This is a genomic window from Pseudomonas mucidolens (assembly GCF_900106045.1).
In the GTDB taxonomy this organism is placed as follows: Bacteria; Pseudomonadota; Gammaproteobacteria; order Pseudomonadales; family Pseudomonadaceae; genus Aquipseudomonas; species Aquipseudomonas mucidolens.
On sequence record NZ_LT629802.1, the window covers coordinates 3,586,851 to 3,607,384 of the forward strand.

Here is a 20,534-nt window from a genome sequence, read left to right on the forward strand (position 1 = left end):
TGGCGCATATTGTTCCAGTCATTACAGTGTTTGGGAACCCGCTGCCGTGGGAATCGACACGTCGGCGCAATCAGTGACCATTGCTCTCGTGACCATCCGCCGGCCCACCGTCCTGTGCGGTTGCCTTGTGGCCACCCCCTGGCTTGCCGTCCTCTTCTGAATGGGCCGCCACCTTGGCTTTTTCAGCCTCCTTGCTTAGTTGCCGGAGCGCCGCCAGGTTGCTTTTACGCACACTGTCGACAAAACCATGGAACGGCACGTCGGTGATCCCAACCAAGCCGAAGTGACCGTTTTCACCATCCAGCAGGCGACCCGTAGCCGGCTGGTCGAGGTACTGGAACCAGTGCACGCCGACAATCGACGGCTCAGCCAGCGCTTGCTTGAGGAAAGTCGCATACGCCGGGCCCCGGTCTTCTTCCCTGGCCAACTGCGTCACGCCGCCCCAGAACGGGCCCCGGTCGGCCGAGCCGAAGTTGAACTCGGTGATCAAGACGGGTTTATCCAGGGCCCGCAAGGCCGCGAAGTCGTAACCATCCTGGGGCTTGAGGGTGTACATGTTGAAACTCAGCACATCGCAATACTGGGCGCAGGATGCCACGGCTTCGGGGGTGCTGACCGCATAGCGGCCACCCAGCAGCATCTGGTTGGGCGCATGCCATTTCAGCGCGTCGGAGATGGTCTTGAAATACGCATCGGCGAAAGTTTTCTGGAAGTGTTTGAAGTCCGCTTCGATTTCCGGGTGTTCAGGACTCGGCATCGGCGGCACGAAACCTGGGTCTTCCATCAATTCCCAGGCTGGCAGTTCAATGCCCCAGGCGTTCGACAGGCCGGCCTGATTCCGGTATTTGTCTCGCAGTTGCTTGAGAAACGCACGCTTGGCCGGCACATCGGTGGTCATGAGCAGCGTGCCGTAGGCCAAGGCATAGCGCGACTTCGCATCCTCTCCGGGGCCGGCCCACGCCAATTCGTTATCCGCAAAAAAACCGATCAGCCAAGGGTCGTCACGATGATCTCGGGTGGCGATCGCCACGGCGCGCTCGGCAGCCATGGCAAAGCGCGGGTCGAAGGGATCAGGTATCCCGCCCCACCAATCGATACCGGTGCTGATACTGGTGTAATCGCCAACAATCGACAGCGGCAGCGTGTAGGGCACGCGATCAGCCGCGCCCAACTCCGGCGCGCTCCAGTTGCCAATGGTGTTGAATCCCCAGGCTTGCAGACGGTCGAGGGTGTGGCCGACCCAGCGCTTCGCGTCGAAACCCTGCGGCGTGCAGGGCGGCGCTTGAACCGCAGGCGTCTGTGCAGCCTTCGCTTTGGCCTCGCAGGGCTGACCATGGGTACGTTGCAGGTTGGCGCCATAAAAGTCATACCAGCGACCGGCGGCGAAACTGCGCCCCTGGCCGGAACCATTGCCGCTGCGGTTATCACCGCTGCCATAGTATTTATCAAACGGCTCGCCGGCCTTGGGCAGCGCGGCAAACATCCATTCACGGCCCGCGACGTAGGTCTGGCTGTTATTCGCGGCAACGGTGTTGACACCCAGTGAGTAGAACGGATGCCCTAGCGGCGTCACCAGGTACCAGCGGCCATCACGCTTCTCGGTGCGAAAAAAACCGCTGGCCTCGAAGGCCGGGCCCTTGGTCCAGCCGCCGAAGGTATCCAGGGAAGTCTTGTCACGCTGGGCCAGCCAGCCCTTGAGTTGCTGCTGCTCAGTGGCTGCCGCAGCTTTCAACTGCTCGTCATCGCTGATTTTTTCCGGCCAGCGCCCCCGGGTCGATTGCCCGTAGGCATCCACCAACTCGCTGTAGGCCGCCTTGAGCGCCGGCTCGCTGTCCTGCACACCAAAGCGTTCCAGCAGGATGCTCTGGGGCGTGTCGGGCTTGAGCATCGACAACGTGACAGACACCACCTGGCTACGATCGATCTCGCCGGAACTGCCAGCCAGTAACACCCGCTGGCCGTCAACGGTGATCGGCATCGGCGGGCCGGCCTTCATGCCCTGGCTCAATGGCGAGTTGGCTTGCAGGGGAACCAGCAAGGTTTGCGCAGGGCCGGCAGGCAGGTCGACGCGGCTGACCAAGGTCTTGCCATCCTTGCTCTGAATCTTGACATACAGGGTCAGCGCCCAGTCCATCGCGCTTTGGATACGCAAGCTCATGACGCCAGACTGCGACCAGTCCCAGACGCCGCTCTGCGGGCTGAGCAGCAGACTCGGCTCCGCTGTCGGATTGAAGATGATGCGGCGCAACACTTCGCCTTCAGGGGTTTGTTCAGCGTTGTATTGCGGCAGGACGGCATCCTGGGTCGCGACCGTCACCACGTCTGCGGGTCGAACAAAATTGAACAGTGTTTGTTGACCCGCCGGTGCAGCCAGCACGGGCGCTGCAAACAGCAAGGCAAAAAGGGCGGGCAGCGTGCGAATCATACGAGCAAGGTTCTCCCAACGGCCGGTGAATGGCCTGATGACGTGAAGCAGTGACAGTGAGGTAGACCACAACGTGGGCGGTTTCGCCCACCGTGGCTCAAGATATTTCGCGCCGGAATGGCGGCAATGCATTGAGGATAGCTTTGCCGTAGCGCTGGGTGACCAAACGGCGGTCGAGCAAGGTGATGGTCCCGCGATCCTGCTCGGTGCGCAGCAAGCGTCCGCAGGCTTGAACCAACTTCAGGGAGGCATCCGGTACCGAGATTTCCATGAACGGGTTACCACCCCGGGCTTCGATCCATTCGGCCAGCGCGGCTTCCACCGGATCGTCCGGCACCGAGAACGGGATCTTGGCGATCACCACGTGTTCGCAATAGGCACCTGGCAAATCCACGCCCTCGGCAAAACTGGCGAGGCCGAACAGCACGCTGGAATCCCCGCCATCGACTCGCGCCTTGTGCTTGTTGAGGGTTTCCTGTTTTGACAGGTTGCCCTGGATAAACACCTGCTTGCGCCAGTCGCGATCCAGGCCGTCGAACACGTCCTGCATCTGTTTACGCGAGGAGAACAGCACCAGCGTACCTTTGGATCCCTCGACCAGCTCCGGCAGATCACGAATGATCGCGGCGGTGTGAGCTGCCGCATCCCGAGGATCGGCCTTGAGGTCAGGCACCCGCAGTACGCCGACGTCAGCGTGATGGAACGGACTCGGCACCACGGCGGTGACCGCTTTCTTCGGCAAACCGGCGCGCATGCGAAAGCGCTCGAAGGTCCCCAGGGCCGTCAGTGTCGCCGAGGTCACCAGGGCACCATAGGCGACGTTCCACAGGTTGCGACGCAACATTTCCGCCGCCAGGATCGGGCTGGCGTTGACCTCGATATCAAACAGCGCTCCGCTTTCCGACAGGGTCAGCCAGCGGGCCATAGGCGGGTTGTCTTCCGGGTCTTCGACGGTAAAAGCGGTCCACAACTCCCAGTTGCCCTGGGAACGCGAGAGCAGACTGCCAAACAGCGGATACCATTCTTCGGCCTGGTTGCTGGCGATACCGATATTGACCTCACCGTCCATGCCTTCCTTGAGCAAGTCAGTGAGCCGGGTGAACACGTCGGTCAGGCGCGAAAAGCCTTTCTTCAGCTCAATCCCCATTTCCCGCATGTGCTCGGGAATCATCCCGCCCACAAAACGATGGCGCGGACGTTCACGCCCTTCAACGTCTTCGCCGGGCTTGAAATCCGCCACCTGCTCGCAGGCGCTGAACATGAACTGCTGCTGGGTCTTGATCTCCCGCGCCAGTTCCGGCACCTGCTCGATCAACTTGCCCAGATCGCCCGGCAGCGGATGCTGTGCAAGCAATTTGGTGAGGTTCTTGGCGGTGGTTTCCAGCCAGTCGGCGGTGGAGCGCAGCCGCGTGTAATGGGCAAAGTGGCCGATGGCCTTGTCCGGCAAGTGATGACCTTCGTCAAACACGTACAGGGTGTCGCGCGGATCAGGCAGCACGGCGCCGCCGCCCAGGGCCAGATCGGCCAGGACCATGTCGTGGTTGGTGACAATAACGTCGACCTTGCCCATGCCTTCCCGCGCCTTGTAGAAGGCGCATTGGCCGAAGTTGGGGCAATGCCGGTTCGTGCACTGGCTGTGGTCGGTGGTCAGGCGCGCCCAGTCGGCATCTTCCAGGGCGTTGGGCCAACTGTCGCGGTCGCCATCCCATTTATTGCCGGCCAGTTTCTCGATCATGCTGGTAAACAGCTTCTGGCTGGCCTCATCGACCTCGATCTTGAAACCTTCTTCTTCAAACAGAGAGGCCGTGGCGGTTTGCGCGTGCCCCTCCTGCAACAACACATCGAGCTTGGACAGGCACATATAGCGGCCACGGCCCTTGGCCAGGGCGAATGTGAAATTCAAGCCGCTGTTGCGCATCAGGTCCGGCAGGTCTTTGTAGACGATCTGTTCTTGCAGGGCGACGGTGGCGGTGGCAATCACCAAGCGTTTGCCAGCGGCCTTGGCGGTGGGGATCGCCGCCAGGCTGTAGGCCACGGTCTTGCCGGTACCGGTACCGGCTTCGACGGCCACAACGGCCGGGTCGCCACTGCGCCGACCTTCGTCGTCGGTATCGATATCCCCGAGGACCTTGGCGACTTCAGCAATCATCAGACGCTGGCCGTACCGCGGTTTCAAGCTCTTGGCTTCGAGAAAACGCGTGTAGGCGCCCTGGATCGTGGTTTTGAGTTCAGTGCTGATCATGGATAGTCGGGCGCAAAAAAACGCTGGATAAATTTTCAGTGGTTTGGATCGGCCGCTATCATACCCCGCTAATTAATCCCGCGCAGAACGGAGTACCTCAATGAGTGTCTTTAGCCTCGCTTACACCCTGCATGTAATGGCCGCCCTGGTGTGGGTCGGCGGTATGTTTTTCGCCTGGATGATCCTGCGCCCGGCTGCCGTGACGGCCCTCGAGGGCCCTGCCCGGCTCAGGTTATGGGTAAATGTGTTTCAGCGTTTTTTCGTGTGGGTTTGGGTGGCGGTGCTGGTTTTGCCGATCAGCGGTGTCGGCCTGCTGCACCTGGGTTTCAGCGGTTTTGAGAGCGCGCCGCGGTATGTGCAGGTGATGATGGGGTTGTATGTAGTGATGACGGCGCTGTTTATCCGGATTCAGGCGTTGAAGCTGCCGGAACTGCGCACGACGGTGGCGGCTGAGGACTGGACGGCGGGTGCGGCGGTGCTGGGGCAGATTCGCCGGTTGGTGGGGGTCAATCTGGTGGTGGGGCTGGCGGTGGTGGCCTTGGCTTCGGCGCGACCGGGGTTCTGAGGCATGTCGTCAGGCCAGGTTGGTGAAGATCAGCTTGAAGCGCTGTTTTGATCTGTGGTGGAGGGGCTTTTGGTGTGTGGCTTGAGGGCCGCCCCTCACCCTAACCCTCCCGAAACGTCGGACCGCCCCAAAGGGGCGAGGGGACTGACCGCAGGATATTGGCGGTTTACGGCGACCTGAAAGAGCGGTTTTGAATCCAAAATCACTACGTTTTTCAGGTCGCCCATTTGCTCAGCACACGTCGGTCGGTCCCCTCTCCCTGTGGGAGAGGCTTAGGGTGAGGGGCTGCCAAGACCCAAGCAGCAGCCTGTAAAAGCCGCACCCAACCCACGTCAATTCAAAACCGCTGGACCGTCACAGAGCCCGCCTCTCCCGCCGGTCCCGGTTGCCCTTCAAGCCCTGGCCGGCCTTTTTCGCCGCCATCAGCCCGGTACACCAGGCATCCCTTGGACTGCCCGCCCCTGCCCGGCTTGCCCGCGACACCCGGCAAACCACCCGCGCCACCATCGACCCAGACTTTAATCTGCTCACTCGGATAATCTTGAGGCAATTCAATCCGCACGGCCGCCCCCGCAGCGCCTGGCAGGCCGTCACCGCCGTTGTCACCATTGGCACCGCGCCCAGCCGAGCCCCACGTGCAGCCCGGATCTTCGCCATTGGCGCCATCCAGTCCCGCATAACCTTGGGCGCCCGTGCCTCCACGTGCATCGACCGAGAGTTCCTCGGCCTGCAGGGATTGGATGCGCAAGGTCAGATCACGCCCAGGCTTGGCCGGTTTCTCATGAGTGCCGGGCGCGCCGCGAGAGGTGATCTGGCTGCCGTGTTCCAATTGGGCGTGGCTGACCTGTAATTGAAGACTGGAAGTACTCGGCACGATAGCAATGCGCGCGTCACGGCCCAGGTGCAGTTGATCGATAGTGACTTGGGTGATGTTGCCCGGTATCAACAACGTGCCGTAATCCGCCACGTCCAGCCGTTCCAGTTGCAACACGCTACTGCTGCTGGGCAGGCGCATCAGTGAGTTCGTCTCGACGCTGACGCTCTCGGCCAGTGCAACGGGGCTGACCAGCAGGGCCAACAGAAATACCTTACGCATGATTGGCATCCTTGTTTGCATCATCAACAGCAGCAGCGGCCGACAGGCTCTGCACATGGAACATTCCCACCAGCAGGATTTGCAGGCGGTCGCGCCAAGGGTGTGCACGGTGCTTGAGGTTGGCGTTGAATAACAGCAACACCAGGAGATGGGTCAGCAGCAATAGACTGCCGGACAGATTGACTAACAGGTGGAACGGATTGATCAGTGGCCTGACCAGATTGACTATCACAACAACCCAAAACAGCAACGTCAGAAACTTGCCTAACCCCCAAAACACCTTCATCCCGCCTGCTCCCCTTGCACATTATTCTTTGGGCGCACAGTAACGAGTTCTGCAGGCGCTTTGCCAGTAAAGCTTTAAAAAACCTGATGAAGAAACGATTTGACGTCCGGATCGACGAGGATCGTCGGAAGGTACCTATAGAAATGCCCCCGTGGCGTACACAGGGGCATTGGAGAGTCAGCGATTGATCTGGATTTCCACACGACGATTCAAGGCTCGGCCGTCGGCGGTTTTATTGTCGGCCACCGGATGCGTTTCGCCGGCCCCCGTCACAGACACAAAGTTACTGCGGGGCACCCCGGAACTGACCAGATACTCCGTCACCGACTGTGCGCGTTGTTCCGAGAGCCGCTGGTTATAGGCATCTCTGCCAACACTGTCGGTATGCCCACTGACCCGCAGTTGAGCACTCGGCGCTTCCTGTTTCAGGCGGGTAGCGACGGTATCAAGCGTGGCTTTGTCCGCGCCGGTCAGCCTGGCTGAATCAAACTCGAAGTGAACGTCGCGAATCACGATGGTCTCTTCCTTGACCACCACAACCTCGTCCACGACCACCGGTTCAGGCGTTGGAGGACAGCCATCGGCATTGACCTGCACACCTTTAGGCGTGCCCGGACACTTGTCGCGACTATCCGGCACGCCATCACCGTCCTCGTCACCGTCGCCATGCACCCAGCAATAAGCGCCAGCCATGCCGCCAATCAACAACGCGCCACTACCGGCCCACGCAGAGCTTTCGGTCGCGCCAAGAGCGGCACCGGTCACACCGCCAACGGCGGCACAAGTGGGCCAATCGGTTTTTTGCAAGCCTGCGCAACCTGTCAATACTCCGGTTAGCAGAACCAAGGGTAGAGCTGTCCGCATAATGCTCATCTGATTTCTCCTGAAGGGATCGGCCGCAAGCCGATGGGTGGAGTAAAGACCGCTCTTTTGATCTGCGCCAGCCGGCGGCACCCCGGATTCATTGGTCGAAACGGCTTTACCTGCAGGTCATGCGGTCGTCGGCGCTAGGCCCACGCGCTCAAGCAGGCTAGTCTCTACGGCTCTGATGCGAGGATCTTCAATGACCGCCGGCAATTCTTCCCGTACGCCCCAACAGGCCCTTGCGGCCTTGCTCGACTTGCACGCCCCCAAACACCTGTTGTTGTTGGGCGCCAGTCAGTTTCCGGCGCTTGATGCATTCCGCGAGGCACATCCGGACACCCGCGTGTCCGTGGCCAGGCCAGGCCCCTTGTCGCAAGAACTGGCAGCCCAACGTTTTGACCTGGCCCTGGCGGTGGACTGCCTGGAGCATCTGTCAAAATCCGCGGGGCTGACGCTGCTGGGTGGCATTCGCAACCTGAATGCCAGCCGTATTGCAGTGCTGGTAGACATGGTTGCCTGCGACTGGAAAGAAACCGACTTCTTCTCCCTCGCGCTGCAAGCCAGCGAACGGTTTCAACGCGACAATCAGGTACTGACGCTGTTTACCTATGATCTGCTTGAATACAAACAAGTGCCGGACTGGCTGAATGCCCGTTTCTGGGCCAACCCGGAAAACTTCGGAAAGTATTGGTGGTAACCCGATGAGTACATCTATTTGTCCCTGCGGCAGCGGCAACCTGCTGGATGCCTGCTGCGGCCATTATCACGCCGGCCACCCCGCGCCCTGTGCCACGGCATTGATGCGGTCACGCTACAGCGCCTATGTATTGGGCCTGGTGGACTATCTGGTGGACACCACGCTCCCGGCGCAACAAGCCGGCCTTGACCGCGATGCCATCAACGCCTGGAGTGCCCAAAGCACTTGGCTGGGCCTGGAGATTGAAAGTTCGGAAGTGCTCGGCGGCCAGCCGGAACACGCCTTCGTCACCTTCATTGCCCGCTGGCATGACAGCGAAGGCGAACACAGCCACCGGGAAAAGTCATCCTTCGTACAAAACAATGGACGCTGGTACTTCATTGATCCTACGGTAGAGGTGAAGATCGGACGCAACGACGCCTGCTTGTGCGGCAGCGGGCAGAAATTCAAGAAGTGCTGTTCCAGCTATCGGTAATGGCACCGCTCCTGACAGAGACTCCGCCATGGTTATCCGGTTACGTGCTCACAGCCTTCTGCTGGCGTGGACGCTCACACTCTCGGGCTGTGCTTCCTGGTTCGCGGATGACACGCCGCCGCCCCAGATACACTTGGTCAACGTGGAGTTGGTACGAGCCAAGTTGCTGGAACAGAAGTTCAAGCTGCACTTTCGTGTCGATAACCGGAGCGACTCGGACCTGACGGTGCGCGGCCTGATCTACAGGATCAGTCTCGCCGATGTGAAACTGGCCGAAGGTGAATCCAACGAGTGGCTGACCGTGCCGCCCCACAGCCGGGGATTTTTCAAAGTATCGGTGCGCACCAACCTGTGGCCACAAGTGCGGAAAATCGCTGATCTGCTGAAAAAACCGCAACGCCCCATTCCCTATCGCCTGGAGGGCGAACTGAAAACCGGATTATTCATCGGCAACGACGTGCAAGTGATGCGCAGTGGCGAGATAATCCCTGGCGATTTTATTCCGGAGCGACATCGATGACTCAGCAACCCCATGTCCATGGACCAGACTGCAACCATGATCACGACCATCACGATCACGACCATGGTCATGTCCACGGCCCGAACTGCGGTCACGCCCACCAGGAGCCCGTGCGCAATACCCTGAAGGACGTTGGCCGTAACGATCCTTGCCCATGCGGCAGCGCCAAGAAATTCAAGAAGTGCCACGGGGCCTGATGCCCTGGACATCCGCCAATGTAGGGTGATCCATACATTGGCGGTGTTGTCTGTCCGTTCAAATGCTATCCCTTCTGGAGAGCTTCATGATCGACTTGTACTACTGGACCACTCCCAACGGTCACAAAATTTCCTTATTCCTCGAAGAAGCCGGCCTGCCCTACCAGGTGCATCCGATCAATATTGGCCAGGGCGACCAGTTCAAGCCAGACTTCCTGAAGATTGCTCCCAACAACCGCATTCCGGCGATTGTCGATCAGCACCCGGTTGACGGTGGGGCGCCCATTTCCCTGTTCGAGTCCGGCGCAATCTTGCTCTACCTCGCGCAAAAGACCGGCCAGTTCCTGCCCCAGGACCTGCGCGCCCGCCAGGAAGTCCTGCAATGGCTGTTCTGGCAAATGGGTGGGCTTGGCCCAATGGCCGGGCAGAATCATCACTTCAGCCAGTTCGCCGCGGAAAAAATCCCCTATGCCATCAAGCGCTACGTCGATGAAACGGCCCGTTTGTACGGCGTGCTGGATCGGCGCCTGGCAGACCGCGCGTTTGTCGCAGGGGAGGGTTACAGCATCGCCGACATGGCGATTTACCCATGGATCGTCTCCCACACGTGGCAGAGCCAGAAGCTCGAAGACTTCCCCCATGTACAGCGCTGGTTCAACCAGATCAAGGAACGGCCGGCGACGGTGCGGGCCTATGAACTGGTGGCAAAAGTAAATCCACCGAAGCCCTGACATCCTTTCATGCATGCGCTGTCGAGCCCCAGTTCGACAGCGCCGGCGCTTGCTCATTCAAATCCACAAAATAAGCTGCGCCTCCCGCTTGCGTCGTTTCCCCGCGCTCACTAACGTAGCGCCTTTACTGACGTTCCCCCGCAGGAGCTTTGCCATGGCCTCGCCAGCCCTCTTACACGTTCTTCCCCGGTTCGGCGTTGCCGCAGCAGTGGCCAGCGCCTTGGGCTTGGCCGGTTGTCAGTCAATGAACACCCAGGACACCCTGCCCCCGGTGTCCGGCGTGCAGTCACTCAAGGGACTGGCGCAAAACGTTTCGGTGCGCCGCAACAGCCAGGGCATGCCGCTGATCGAAAGCAGCACCTTCCATGACGCGCTGTTCACCCTGGGTTATGTGCATGCCAGCGACCGTATCAAGCAGATGGTCACCCTGCGCCTGCTGGCCCAGGGTCGCCTGGCAGAAATGTCGGGGCCGGACGTACTGGATGTCGACCGCTTCATGCGCGCCGTCAACCTGAAAAAAAGCGCCGGCGAGCTGTACAATGCCTCGTCACCACGCCTCAAGCGCTTCTTTGATGTCTATGCGCGCGGGGTCAACGCGTACCTGTTCCGCTACCGCGACAAGCTGCCCCCGGACCTGGCCGAGACCGGTTACAAGCCGGAATACTGGAAACCAGAAGATTCGGCGCTGCTGTTCTGCCTGCTGAGTTTCAGTCAGTCGGCCAACTTGCAGGAAGAATTGTCCTCACTGGTATTGGCAGGGAAAGTCGGGGCCGACACGCTTGCCTGGCTGATCCCGAGCGCCCCGGATGAACCGCTGCCGCTGGATGAGAGCGATAAACTCAAGGGGCTGAACCTGCGCCAGATCGCCGGTCTCGCTGAACTGGATAGCGCCAGCCGACACGTAAATGCCATCAATGGTCTGAATGTAACCACCTCCAGCAACTGGGCCATCACTGCGCAACGCAGCCGCAGCGGCAAGAGCCTGTTGGCCAATGACCTGTCGGCCGGGCTTCAGGCACCCTCGCCCTGGAACTATGTGCAGATTCGCGCCCCGAAGTATCAGGCCGCCGGTGTCTCGATTGCAGGGCTGCCCCTTCTGTTTTCCGGCTTCAACGGCAAGGTCGCCTGGAGCATGAGCGCGGCCAAGGGCGATACCCAGGATCTATTCCTGGAAAAAATCAGACGCCAAGGCAGCGCGCTGCATTACGAGAACAACGGAAAATGGCTGCCTGCCACGCTGCGTAACGAAACGTTCTTCGCCAAAGGTCAGCGGCCGATCCGTGAAGCGGTGTACGAAACCCGTCATGGCGCCCTGCTCAACAGTCCCCAGGCGCTCGACAGCGGTTATGGCCTGGCCCTGCAAACCGCAAGTTTCAAGGATGACCAGAGCCTGGATGCGTTCTTCGACTTGTCGCGAGCACAAAACGCCAGCAAGGCGTCGGACGCCACCCGGGAGATTCGCGCCATTGCCCTGAACATGATCTTCGCCGACGCCAGCAACATCGGCTGGCAAGTCACCGGGCGCTTCCCCAACCGCCGCGAAGGCCAAGGCCTGTTACCGTCGCCAGGCTGGGATGCGCGCTTTGACTGGGACGGTTACGCTGACGCCATGCTGCACCCGTATGACCAGGACCCGCCCGAAGGCTGGCTCGGTACCGCCAACCAGCGCATCGCCCCACGTGGCTACGGCATGCAGTTGTCCAACTCCTGGAACGCGCCGGAGCGCAGTGAGCGCCTGGCGCAACTGGCGAGTGCCGGCAAGCATGACACGCGCAGCATGATCGCCATGCAGTACGACCAGACCAGCCCTTTTGCCGCCAAGCTCAAGGCCATGTTCAACGCTCCAGGTATGGCCCAACCGCTGAAACAAGCGATCAACGACCTGCCCGCCGTCGAACGCTCGAAGGCTCAGGAAGCGTTCAATCGCTTGATGGCGTTTGACGGTCGCTTGGCGCCTGGCTCCAGCGACGCGGCGATTTACGAGCTGTTCCTGCAGGAAAGCACCCGGCAGATCTTTCTCGACGAACTCGGTCCTGAGACCAGCGCCACCTGGAAAGCCTTTATCAGCAACGCCAATCTGTCGTACTCGGCCCAGGCCGATCACTTGCTGGGGCGCGAAGACAGCCCGTTCTGGGATGACGTACGCACCGCGCAAAAAGAACTCAAGCCGACAATCCTCGCCCGTAGCCTGGCGGCTGCCATCACTACCGGTGACAGCCAATTGGGCATTGATCACAAAGCCTGGCAATGGGGCAAGCTCCACAGCTATACCTGGAAAAACACCGCCGACCAGCCCCTGCGCGGCCCCGTGGCGGCAGGCGGGGATCACGACACGTTGAACAGCTCGCCGTATAACCGGGGCCAGGGCTTCGACACGCTTCAGGTGCAGGCGCTGCGAATGATCGTCGACTTCGGCCAGGTAGAGCCGATGATGGGTCAGAGCGGCATCGGCCACTCCGGCAACCCGGCCAGCCCGCACTATACCGATGGGATTGACCCCTGGCTCAGGGCGCAATACCTGAGTTTCCCGATGCAGCCGCAGAACTTTGACAGGGTGTATGGGAAGACGCGGTTGACACTGGTGCCTGGCAAGTAACGGAAGGTCAGGTAGCTGCTTGAGTTTGGGGGGCCTATCCGTGACCACGGCAACGGATAGGCCCCCACAGCGAGCTGCATTGTTTTATCGAACTTCCAAACCCTGCACCGCCTCATAACTAACAAGCCCACCGCCCTGGCACGCCCATGGACCTTGTTATTGCCCGGCCGGAAGGCCTGTATTGCCCCGCCGGGGATTTCTACATCGACCCCTGGCGCCCGGTGGAACGTTCCGTCATCACTCATGCCCACGGCGATCACGCCCGCGGCGGCAACCAACACTATTTGGCGGCGGCTCCCGGTGAAGGCATCTTGCGCTCGCGCCTGGGCCAGGACATCAACCTGCAAACCCTCGCCTACGGCGAACCGCTGGTCCATCACGGCGTTACCTTGAGCTTCCATCCGGCCGGTCACGTGCTGGGGTCGGCCCAGGTACGCCTGGAATATCAGGGCGAAGTCTGGGTCGCCTCCGGTGACTATAAAGTCGAACCCGACGGTACCTGTGCACCCTTCGAACCCGTGCGTTGCCACACATTTATCACCGAATCGACCTTCGGCCTGCCGATTTATCGCTGGCAGCCCCAAGCGCAGATCTTTGCCGGGATCAACGACTGGTGGCAGGCCAATATCGCTGCTGGAAACCCAGCTACGCTGGTCCGGCCTGCCCGCTCGCGACCGTCTGCTGGCAGAAGTCCTCAAGTCGCGGGAAGGCTGGCATCTGTTTCTCTACCCGTTTGCCGGCCGCCAGGTCCATCTGGGGCTGGCCAGCCTCGTGGCATGGCGGGTCAGTCAGCGGCAAGCCGTGACCTTCTCGATCGCCGTCAACGACTACGGCCTGGAACTGCTTAGCGCGACCGAAGTGAACTGGCCGTTATTGCTCGACAGAGCGCTGTTGAGTACCGATCAGTTGTTAGCCGATGTGGCGGCGAGTCTCAACGCCGGCGAACTGGCTGTACGGCGCTTTCGCGAAATCGCGCGGATCGCTGGACTGGTGTTCGCAGGCTACCCCGGCGCGCCCAAGAGTACGCGCCAGGTCCAGGCGTCCAGCGGTTTATTCTATGAGGTGTTCAAACAATACGATCCGCAGAATCTACTGCTGAGCCAGGCCGGGGAAAAAGTCCTGCGTGATGAGTTGGATATTCGCCGGCTGGAGGACACCTTGCGCCACTTGACGGCATTGCAACTCGACCTGCACTCGATCAAACGCCCCACACCCTTGGCCTTCCCTCTGCTCGTGGAACGCTTTCGGGAAAGCCTGAGTTCGGAGAAGCTCTCGGAGCGCATCGCGCGAATGGTCAAGGATCTGGAAAAAGTCGCCGACGCAGGCAAACGTTGATGCCCGTTCATTATTCAGTGCACGTGGCCGGTGAAGAGCTGTGGCTGCTGGCGGCCAAGGCCGTGTACTGGCCCGCAGAAAAGACCCTGCTCATCGCCGACGCCCACTTCGGCAAGGCCTCAGCCTATCGCAGCCTGGGTCAGCCGGTGCCAAAAGGCACCACCCGCGAAAACCTTCAACAACTGGATCGCTTGCTGAAGGATCTAGACTGCAAGCGGGTGATCTTTCTGGGCGATTTTCTACACGGTCCCGGTTCGCACGCCCAAGGAACCCTGAACGCGCTGAGAACGTGGCGCCAACACCATTACGGCCTGACTTTGACACTGATTCGCGGCAATCATGACAAACGCGCTGGAGACCCGCCTGAGGACCTGGACATCGAAGTCGTCACTGAACCGCTGCTGATGGGGCCATTTGCCTTGCAACACGAGCCGGATGCCTATCCGGGCCACCACGTTCTCGCCGGGCATGTGCACCCGGTCTATCGATTACGCGGCAAGGGCCGACAAAGTCTTCGCCTGCCGTGCTTTGTCATCGGCAAACAGGTGAGCCTGCTACCGGCATTCGGCGCATTCACCGGAGGGCATTCAGGACATTACGACGAGGACAGCCAGGTTTTCGTTATCGGCGACCAGCAAGTGTGGCCAGTGCACTAGGCAACTGACCATTGCGTGCCGTGGGCGAAGAATCAAGCCACTGGCACGGGAGGCGGCTCGTCAGGGAGGACAGGTTCGCCGGGCTCTTCGGGCTGCGTTGGCCAGGGATCATCTGGACCTGGCTGGCCGGGGATACCACCGGCGAACGCAGGATCAGCCATCAAGGACCAGGCAAGCACGCCAATCTGGTTGGGTTCAAGTCGGGCGAGTTCGGCGCTTATTCGCGGATCGAGCTTCATAAGGGACTCCTCAAGCATGGCCCGGAACGTTTTGCACGATCCGGGGCGGTACACCCAATAGAGTGCCCACCCGCTGACAAATTCCCTTGGTGCATAAGACGTTTAGATCAGGTGCGTGGCAACGTGACGCCGCGCTGGCCCTGATACTTGCCGCCACGGTCTTTGTAGGAGACTTCACACTCTTCGTCGGATTCAAAGAACAGCATCTGTGCAACACCTTCGTTGGCGTAGATTTTCGCCGGCAAGGTGGTGGTGTTGGAGAATTCCAGCGTCACGTGACCTTCCCACTCCGGCTCAAGTGGAGTGACGTTGACGATAATGCCGCAACGCGCGTAGGTACTCTTACCCAGGCAAATAGTCAGCACATTGCGTGGGATGCGAAAGAATTCGACGGTGCGCGCCAGCGCAAAGGAGTTGGGTGGAATGATGCAGACGTCGCTCTTGACGTCGACGAAGCTTTTTTCGTCAAAGTTCTTCGGATCGACAGTGGCCGAGTTGATGTTGGTGAACACCTTGAATTCATCGGCGCAACGTACATCGTAGCCATAGCTGGAAACCCCGAACGAAATCAGGCGGTCGGCGCCTTCGCCGCGCATCTGGCGCTCTACGAAGGGCTCGATCATGCCGTGCTCTTGCGCCATGCGGCGAATCCACTTGTCCGATTTGATGCTCATGGCGGGTGTCCTGAATAGCGAGGTGATAAATTCTGTTGGGCATCTTACCGGGGCTGGCCTCGTGGTTCAAAGGACCCCGGGCTTTTTCTTGAGTGGATCAGTGAATTGCGTGGCCCGGAGCAACGGAGCCAAACCTTTGCTGCGTAATCGCAACGCCAGAAAAGCGCACCGCCAGTCACGAAAATAGAGAAACCTTCGGAAATACCATTGGCACGTTCCTGAAAAAGGGTTAAGGTGGCGCCACTGTGCTGCTTGTGTCACTGAGAATCTCTACACGATATGTTGAATTTCGATCCAACCATCTCCAAGAATTTTTCCTGCTCTTTGCACTCAGTCTCGGCCAGGGCTTTTCCTGAGTCGCAGTTAACTTTGTCCAAGGAGTTACACCATGTCTAATCGCCAAACTGGTACCGTTAAGTGGTTCAACGATGAAAAAGGCTTCGGCTTCATCACCCCACAATCCGGTGACGACCTGTTCGTTCACTTCAAAGCTATCCAATCCGACGGCTTCAAAAGCCTGAAAGAAGGCCAACAGGTTTCTTTCATCGCTACCCGCGGTCAGAAAGGCATGCAAGCTGAAGAAGTTCAAGTTATCTAACTTGCACTGATCCAGTCAAAAAGCCCCGCCCTCAAAAGCGGGGCTTTTTTATGTCTGGAGTCCCGTCCTGAATAAGGCTTACACCTTCTGACTCAAGAGCAACGCGACGGCTTTGGTCGCTATGTCGATCCTCCTAGCCGCGAAGAGCTGGAACGCTATTTCCACCTGAGCGATGACGACCACAAAGTCCTCCTCCCGCTACGCGGCGAACACCACCGCCTCGGCTACGCCACGCAACTGACCAGCGTCCGCTACCTGGGAACCTTCCCTGAAGACTTTTCAGCCGTTCCGAATGAGGTGCTGCAAGCGCTCAGTCGTCAGCTCGGAATCAGTGATCCGTCTTGCATCCTGGCCTATGCTGAAACCCGCCAGCGTCAACGTCATGCGGGCGAGATTCAGGAGCGCTATGGCTATCCGGTGCTTGCTGACTCCAGCGTCGACTTGCAACTTGCTCGCTGGCGATATGCGCTCTGCTGGACAGGGACAGATCGTCCTGATGAGCTGTGCAGGAAGAGGATCTGGCTCGGCTATCGCCGCTGATCTTCGAGAACATCAATATGCTGGGAAGGTACTCGTTCGCAGCACCGGAAGAAGTTGCCCGAGGTGAGCTGCGACCACTGCGTAATCCGGACGACGATATTTAGGTCGCAGGAAGGGGCAGTCATGCCCTTTATTGGTCAGGGTGGGGCATCTTGGGTTGAACTGATTAGATGTGAGTTTACTTTCGTGAAAACCAGCGCCTCGGCTCATACTGGGTGGGAACACAGCATGTGTGGAGGAAAAGACTTACGAATGCGATCCATCCAACTGCATCATTACCTTGAAGGATAGGTTTTAGTGCAGGGAAAATAATATCATATCCGTATTTTACGGTACTCATATGAAACGATCCAAAAAAAATAGCAAGAGATAAACATATAAAAAACCATCTCCACTTGAATCTCACACCAGAAAAAAATCTCGACAAAAAATACAAAGAAAACAGCGCTATCAAAGATAACACTAGATATACAACTGAAACTATAATGTTATTTGTCATTACCTTTATACTCCAGGTACATTGATCTACCTGTCACGCTATCGCTAACCCCTTCAAATATAAGCGCACTACTCCCCATTGCCTTATATGACCTTATATAGTCAGTATTTATATATCTAAATAGGCGCCAAGCATCTGGCTTTAATACCATTCTCCCGACGCCATATGCAGAAAGTCCTAAGTCAGCAGTACCATAAGCCATATCCCCTTCAAGTGCGCCGCCGCCGAGTAGTTTAGCGCCCTCCTGATAAACCTTCCTGACGGGGCCTTGGGTGTCCGAACGACTTTCTAAGAGGTTACGTCCGTTCTCATAGAGATTATTAGCACCATGAGCCATCATGGGGACACCTGCGACTAGGCACAGCGTACCGGCTGAACCGTAGCAGATTCCGGCCCCTGTTGCGATTTGAAATGCCCCGGCGATTGCTCCCACGCCTTTTTGAGCAATCTCAAATGATTGGCTCAGCAGGCTGCTCTGTTCGTCTTTGAGGTCCTGTAGGCCCTGCTCAGGGCTTTTTTTGCCTTGTGAGACATCATTAACAATGCTTTTGGCATAATAAGCGACTTCGCGGTTGAATTGTAAACGCAGCGTGCCGTCTTTGATGTGTCTAACACCTAATGTGCTGGCTTGGCTTCCAAGTTTTCCAGCCGCGGCACTGACCATCCAGTACTCACAGCTACCAGGCATGCAACTTTCGTTTGTTGGTTTCATTCTTTATTTCCCCACGTGCTGTATCCGCTGGTGCCAGCAGCGTGGTGGGTCCACGTAATTTCTCGGTAACGGATGGCTACATGTTCTTGCGGTTCGGCGTCGCTCTGCAAAATAGCGTGGGGCATTTCAAGTGTCAGATCAGCAACAATCCCGCCATTGATCGAGACTGAATAAAATTTTTCCTGCATACCAAAAGAAGACACTCGATAAAAACCAATTGTACAGTTTATTTCTTCTCTAGTTGTGAGTGCTTGAGCGAGTAGCGGCGAGGCTTTATCAACGTTTTTGGTGATAATGATTGGACTATGTGTTGGCTTATTAATGTTTCCGACATTGACCATATTATGGGTGTAAGACAGCACCATGATTTCGTCGACATGCCCGGCCTGACACTTATTGCCAATAGAGTCTTGGGTTGAACAACCTGCCGAAATCAGTCCTTGAGCCTTGCCGGTGATCGTCATGTAACCATGGCTAGCCATACATGCTACTCCTTTTAGTCAGCCGCACATCGTATTACAAGAGTTTCAGGCGTGCTGTAGGGCATTTCTGAAAATCCACTGCGAAATATTTCACACCTGGAACCGACGGCCGCCCCGTGAAAAATCAGTCCCGGTAAGTCTATGAGTAGGTCGCGAAACCAGGGTATCCGAGCTTAAGTGCACTTTCTGTTCCGTTGCTCCTCAAACCCCGACTTCGTTCTGGAAAAGCGGCGTCGTCAGCCAAGGCTAGGAACCCGCAAGCTGCACTACTTGATGAGCGTCGAAGCTCCTGCACCGCTGTGCGTGGGTAGAGACCGTTTATTTGCCATCCTGCGTGACGCGCGCGAATTGGTTCGGTGCAAGCGGGCTTATCATAAAACCACTCATAGCCATCATCGCTTTCGCCACCACCCCAACCTGCTCAAAACAGGTTCGGAACAAGTCATGGCTAATGGACCCGAACAGATTTGGGTTGCAGCGTGGCCTACGTGAGCCTCGTAACCGATGCCTACTCACGCAGGATTGTTGGCCATCATGTGCATGAAAGCCTGCATATCGAGTCAGTGATTAAAGCGCTGGAAAAAGCGGTTGGTGAGCGAGAAACCGAACAGATGCTGATTCATCACTCAGATCGTCGCCCAGTACTGCTCCGACCTGTATCAGCGGCTGCATACGAAACACGGAATCAGGTGCTCGATGACCGATGGTTATGACTGCTGTCAGTCAGAACGCTATGGCCGAACGAATAAACGGGATTTTGAAGACCGAGTTTCTACTCCATCGCCCTAAAAATCTGGCAGACGCAGTGAAAATGGTGGATGAGTCGGTGCTGATTTACAACGAAGAGCGGCCGCATCTGGCCTTGAAATACAAAACGCCCGATGCAGTGCATCGGACGTTTTGAGACCGAAATAGGTGTAAACCTATTTCAGGACTAAACATGGGATTTGACTCTGGCACAAGGTAATGGTCAGCACAAAAAAATGTGGGAGCGGGCTTGCTCGCGAATGCAGAGTGTCAGTCGACAGATATACTGGCTGATCCACCGCATTCGCGAGCAAGCCCGCTCCCACATTTCGTACTGTGTCGCTATTGAAACAACGACTCACTCGACAAGCCATTCTTTTCCAGGATCTCACGCAGGCGCTTGAGCCCTTCCACCTGGATCTGCCGGACCCGCTCGCGGGTCAAGCCAATCTCCAGGCCAACATCCTCCAGCGTGCTGCTCTCATGACCACGCAGCCCGAAACGGCGTATCACCACTTCGCGCTGCTTGTCCGTCAGCTCGGACAACCACTGATCGATGCTTTGCGACAGATCATCGTCCTGCAACAGCTCGCAAGGATCCGTGGGACGATCATCCGTCAAGGTATCCAGCAGGGTTTTATCCGAATCCGGACCCAGCGAGACATCGACTGAAGAAACGCGCTCATTGAGGCCCAGCATGCGCTTGACCTCGCCTACCGGTTTTTCCAGCAGGTTGGCGATTTCTTCCGGCGAAGGTTCATGATCGAGTTTTTGTGTCAGCTCACGCGCCGCCCGCAGGTAGACGTTGAGCTCCTTGACCACATGAATCGGCAGCCGGATGGTCCGGGTCTGATTCATGATTGCCCGTTCGATGGTCTGACGAATCCACCACGTGGCATAAGTCGAAAAACGGAAGCCCCGCTCCGGGTCAAATTTCTCCACCGCCCGGATCAAGCCGAGATTGCCCTCTTCGATCAGGTCCAACAGGGAAAGCCCGCGATTGACATAGCGTCGGGCGATTTTCACCACCAGCCGCAAGTTGCTTTCAATCATGCGCTTGCGCCCCGCCGGATCGCCCTTTTGCGACAAGCGCGCAAAGTGGACTTCCTCTTCGGGAGTGAGCAAAGGAGAAAAGCCGATTTCATTGAGATACAGCTGGGTCGCGTCGAGCGCCCGGGTGTAATCAATGTATTTGTGCTGTTTTAACGCGGGGGAGTTTTTGGATTTGGCGCGAACTGAAGGTACTGCGGATCCCTCATTCGACATCGAATCCGTCACGATGCCGGTCTCCATAAGGAGAACCTCATCGTCGATGTCAAACTCCGGCGCTTCTTTACTGAGAGCCATTGTTATAGTCC

Annotated in this window: 20 protein-coding genes and 3 pseudogenes; 13 read left to right on the forward strand and 10 right to left on the reverse strand. The window is 58.1% G+C overall.

What is annotated here, in order from left to right; all coding sequences use genetic code 11:
- Positions 1 to 70: 70 nt before the first annotated feature.
- Together BLU75_RS16565 and dinG are read right to left on the reverse strand one after the other, a co-directional pair.
- On the reverse strand, positions 71 to 2,425 hold the full coding sequence (locus BLU75_RS16565; RefSeq protein WP_084377102.1) for a beta-galactosidase: 2,355 nt from the start codon (positions 2,423 to 2,425) through the stop codon (positions 71 to 73).
- 97 nt (positions 2,426 to 2,522) lie between these two features.
- A complete protein-coding gene (gene dinG / locus BLU75_RS16570) occupies positions 2,523 to 4,667 on the reverse strand; it encodes an ATP-dependent DNA helicase DinG (protein ID WP_084377104.1) in 2,145 nt (714 codons plus the stop codon).
- Between the two features lie 100 nt (positions 4,668 to 4,767).
- Between dinG and BLU75_RS16575 the strand changes: the two genes are divergently transcribed.
- Positions 4,768 to 5,232, forward strand: coding sequence for a CopD family protein (locus BLU75_RS16575; protein ID WP_084377106.1), 465 nt, complete (start codon positions 4,768 to 4,770; stop codon positions 5,230 to 5,232).
- Positions 5,233 to 5,569: 337 nt separating this feature from the next.
- Here the strand turns inward: BLU75_RS16575 and BLU75_RS16580 are convergent, their stop codons facing one another.
- From BLU75_RS16580 to BLU75_RS16590, 3 genes are all read right to left on the reverse strand, one after another.
- Complete coding sequence (locus BLU75_RS16580; RefSeq protein ID WP_084377108.1) at positions 5,570 to 6,328, reverse strand: collagen pro alpha-chain precursor; 759 nt, start codon at positions 6,326 to 6,328, stop codon at positions 5,570 to 5,572.
- Positions 6,321 to 6,614, reverse strand: a complete 294-nt coding sequence (locus BLU75_RS16585; protein WP_084377109.1) for a DUF1145 domain-containing protein — start codon at positions 6,612 to 6,614, stop codon at positions 6,321 to 6,323. Before BLU75_RS16585 ends, BLU75_RS16580 begins: the two co-directional genes overlap by 8 nt.
- Positions 6,615 to 6,791: 177 nt before the next feature.
- Positions 6,792 to 7,487 carry an OmpA family protein gene (locus BLU75_RS16590; RefSeq protein WP_084377111.1) on the reverse strand — a complete coding sequence of 232 codons (696 nt, stop codon included), beginning with the start codon at positions 7,485 to 7,487 and terminating at the stop codon, positions 6,792 to 6,794.
- A 190-nt stretch (positions 7,488 to 7,677) separates the two neighbouring features.
- Between BLU75_RS16590 and BLU75_RS16595 the strand changes: the two genes are divergently transcribed.
- The 9 genes and pseudogenes from BLU75_RS16595 to pdeM all read left to right on the forward strand — a co-directional run bounded on the left by BLU75_RS16595 (position 7,678) and on the right by pdeM (position 14,685).
- Entirely contained in the window at positions 7,678 to 8,175 is a 498-nt protein-coding gene (locus BLU75_RS16595; protein WP_084377113.1) for a DUF6231 family protein, read from the forward strand.
- A gap of 4 nt (positions 8,176 to 8,179) precedes the next feature.
- A complete protein-coding gene (locus BLU75_RS16600) occupies positions 8,180 to 8,650 on the forward strand; it encodes a YchJ family protein (protein WP_084377115.1) in 471 nt (156 codons plus the stop codon).
- 28 nt (positions 8,651 to 8,678) lie between these two features.
- Complete coding sequence (locus BLU75_RS16605) at positions 8,679 to 9,170, forward strand: LEA/WHy family protein (protein ID WP_084377117.1); 492 nt, start codon at positions 8,679 to 8,681, stop codon at positions 9,168 to 9,170.
- Positions 9,167 to 9,367, forward strand: coding sequence for an SEC-C metal-binding domain-containing protein (locus BLU75_RS16610; protein WP_053254769.1), 201 nt, complete (start codon positions 9,167 to 9,169; stop codon positions 9,365 to 9,367). Before BLU75_RS16605 ends, BLU75_RS16610 begins: the two co-directional genes overlap by 4 nt.
- A gap of 86 nt (positions 9,368 to 9,453) precedes the next feature.
- Positions 9,454 to 10,098 (forward strand): glutathione binding-like protein, encoded by a 645-nt coding sequence (locus BLU75_RS16615; RefSeq protein ID WP_084377118.1) that lies wholly within the window; start codon positions 9,454 to 9,456, stop codon positions 10,096 to 10,098.
- A 154-nt stretch (positions 10,099 to 10,252) separates the two neighbouring features.
- A complete protein-coding gene (locus BLU75_RS16620; RefSeq protein ID WP_090221511.1) occupies positions 10,253 to 12,694 on the forward strand; it encodes a penicillin acylase family protein in 2,442 nt (813 codons plus the stop codon).
- A 146-nt stretch (positions 12,695 to 12,840) separates the two neighbouring features.
- Positions 12,841 to 13,347, forward strand: a pseudogene (locus BLU75_RS16625) (ligase-associated DNA damage response exonuclease); the annotation flags it as partial.
- A pseudogene (locus BLU75_RS16630) lies at positions 13,325 to 14,029 on the forward strand (DNA ligase-associated DEXH box helicase); the annotation flags it as partial. The pseudogenes BLU75_RS16625 and BLU75_RS16630, both read left to right, overlap by 23 nt.
- Positions 14,029 to 14,685, forward strand: a complete 657-nt coding sequence (gene pdeM, locus BLU75_RS16635; protein WP_084377122.1) for a ligase-associated DNA damage response endonuclease PdeM — start codon at positions 14,029 to 14,031, stop codon at positions 14,683 to 14,685. The pseudogene BLU75_RS16630 and the gene pdeM, both read left to right, overlap by 1 nt.
- 32 nt (positions 14,686 to 14,717) lie before the next feature.
- On the opposite strand, the gene BLU75_RS16640 is transcribed toward pdeM, so the two are convergent.
- Entirely contained in the window at positions 14,718 to 14,924 is a 207-nt protein-coding gene (locus BLU75_RS16640; protein ID WP_084377124.1) for a hypothetical protein, read from the reverse strand.
- A 107-nt stretch (positions 14,925 to 15,031) separates the two neighbouring features.
- Complete coding sequence (dcd, locus tag BLU75_RS16645; protein WP_019692149.1) at positions 15,032 to 15,598, reverse strand: dCTP deaminase; 567 nt, start codon at positions 15,596 to 15,598, stop codon at positions 15,032 to 15,034.
- A gap of 388 nt (positions 15,599 to 15,986) precedes the next feature.
- Here dcd and BLU75_RS16650 point away from each other — a divergent pair, with 388 nt between their 5' ends.
- Positions 15,987 to 16,196, forward strand: a complete 210-nt coding sequence (locus BLU75_RS16650) for a cold-shock protein (protein ID WP_002554837.1) — start codon at positions 15,987 to 15,989, stop codon at positions 16,194 to 16,196.
- 87 nt (positions 16,197 to 16,283) lie between these two features.
- Complete coding sequence (locus BLU75_RS16655; protein WP_231982681.1) at positions 16,284 to 16,736, forward strand: DUF4158 domain-containing protein; 453 nt, start codon at positions 16,284 to 16,286, stop codon at positions 16,734 to 16,736.
- Positions 16,737 to 17,224: 488 nt separating this feature from the next.
- On the opposite strand, the gene BLU75_RS16660 is transcribed toward BLU75_RS16655, so the two are convergent.
- Complete coding sequence (locus tag BLU75_RS16660; protein WP_165447448.1) at positions 17,225 to 17,947, reverse strand: DUF4225 domain-containing protein; 723 nt, start codon at positions 17,945 to 17,947, stop codon at positions 17,225 to 17,227.
- Positions 17,944 to 18,429: an Hcp family type VI secretion system effector gene (locus tag BLU75_RS16665; protein WP_084377126.1), complete on the reverse strand. Its 486-nt coding sequence runs from the start codon at positions 18,427 to 18,429 to the stop codon at positions 17,944 to 17,946. The genes BLU75_RS16660 and BLU75_RS16665 overlap by 4 nt, the downstream gene beginning before the upstream one ends.
- A 210-nt stretch (positions 18,430 to 18,639) precedes the next feature.
- Here BLU75_RS16665 and BLU75_RS16670 point away from each other — a divergent pair.
- A pseudogene (locus BLU75_RS16670) lies at positions 18,640 to 19,333 on the forward strand (IS3 family transposase); the annotation flags it as partial.
- A gap of 185 nt (positions 19,334 to 19,518) precedes the next feature.
- Here BLU75_RS16670 and rpoS read toward each other — a convergent pair.
- A complete protein-coding gene (rpoS, locus tag BLU75_RS16675; protein WP_084377128.1) occupies positions 19,519 to 20,523 on the reverse strand; it encodes an RNA polymerase sigma factor RpoS in 1,005 nt (334 codons plus the stop codon).
- Positions 20,524 to 20,534 lie beyond the last annotated feature (11 nt).

Excerpts from the sequence above, each read along its gene's own strand:
- BLU75_RS16650 (WP_002554837.1), top strand. The coding sequence starts at position 15,987 with ATGTCTAATCGCCAAACTGGTACCGTTAAGTGGTTCAACGATGAAAAA.
- BLU75_RS16580 (WP_084377108.1), bottom strand. The coding sequence starts at position 6,328 with ATGCGTAAGGTATTTCTGTTGGCCCTGCTGGTCAGCCCCGTTGCACTG.
- BLU75_RS16585 (WP_084377109.1), bottom strand. The coding sequence starts at position 6,614 with ATGAAGGTGTTTTGGGGGTTAGGCAAGTTTCTGACGTTGCTGTTTTGG.
- BLU75_RS16575 (WP_084377106.1), top strand. The coding sequence starts at position 4,768 with ATGAGTGTCTTTAGCCTCGCTTACACCCTGCATGTAATGGCCGCCCTG.
- BLU75_RS16640 (WP_084377124.1), bottom strand. The coding sequence starts at position 14,924 with ATGAAGCTCGATCCGCGAATAAGCGCCGAACTCGCCCGACTTGAACCC.
- BLU75_RS16595 (WP_084377113.1), top strand. The coding sequence starts at position 7,678 with ATGACCGCCGGCAATTCTTCCCGTACGCCCCAACAGGCCCTTGCGGCC.
- pdeM (WP_084377122.1), top strand. The coding sequence starts at position 14,029 with ATGCCCGTTCATTATTCAGTGCACGTGGCCGGTGAAGAGCTGTGGCTG.
- BLU75_RS16660 (WP_165447448.1), bottom strand. The coding sequence starts at position 17,947 with ATGAAACCAACAAACGAAAGTTGCATGCCTGGTAGCTGTGAGTACTGG.
- BLU75_RS16610 (WP_053254769.1), top strand. The coding sequence starts at position 9,167 with ATGACTCAGCAACCCCATGTCCATGGACCAGACTGCAACCATGATCAC.
- BLU75_RS16605 (WP_084377117.1), top strand. The coding sequence starts at position 8,679 with ATGGTTATCCGGTTACGTGCTCACAGCCTTCTGCTGGCGTGGACGCTC.
- BLU75_RS16590 (WP_084377111.1), bottom strand. The coding sequence starts at position 7,487 with ATGAGCATTATGCGGACAGCTCTACCCTTGGTTCTGCTAACCGGAGTA.
- dcd (WP_019692149.1), bottom strand. The coding sequence starts at position 15,598 with ATGAGCATCAAATCGGACAAGTGGATTCGCCGCATGGCGCAAGAGCAC.
- BLU75_RS16600 (WP_084377115.1), top strand. The coding sequence starts at position 8,180 with ATGAGTACATCTATTTGTCCCTGCGGCAGCGGCAACCTGCTGGATGCC.
- rpoS (WP_084377128.1), bottom strand. The coding sequence starts at position 20,523 with ATGGCTCTCAGTAAAGAAGCGCCGGAGTTTGACATCGACGATGAGGTT.
- dinG (WP_084377104.1), bottom strand. The coding sequence starts at position 4,667 with ATGATCAGCACTGAACTCAAAACCACGATCCAGGGCGCCTACACGCGT.
- BLU75_RS16565 (WP_084377102.1), bottom strand. The coding sequence starts at position 2,425 with ATGATTCGCACGCTGCCCGCCCTTTTTGCCTTGCTGTTTGCAGCGCCC.
- BLU75_RS16665 (WP_084377126.1), bottom strand. The coding sequence starts at position 18,429 with ATGGCTAGCCATGGTTACATGACGATCACCGGCAAGGCTCAAGGACTG.
- BLU75_RS16620 (WP_090221511.1), top strand. The coding sequence starts at position 10,253 with ATGGCCTCGCCAGCCCTCTTACACGTTCTTCCCCGGTTCGGCGTTGCC.
- BLU75_RS16615 (WP_084377118.1), top strand. The coding sequence starts at position 9,454 with ATGATCGACTTGTACTACTGGACCACTCCCAACGGTCACAAAATTTCC.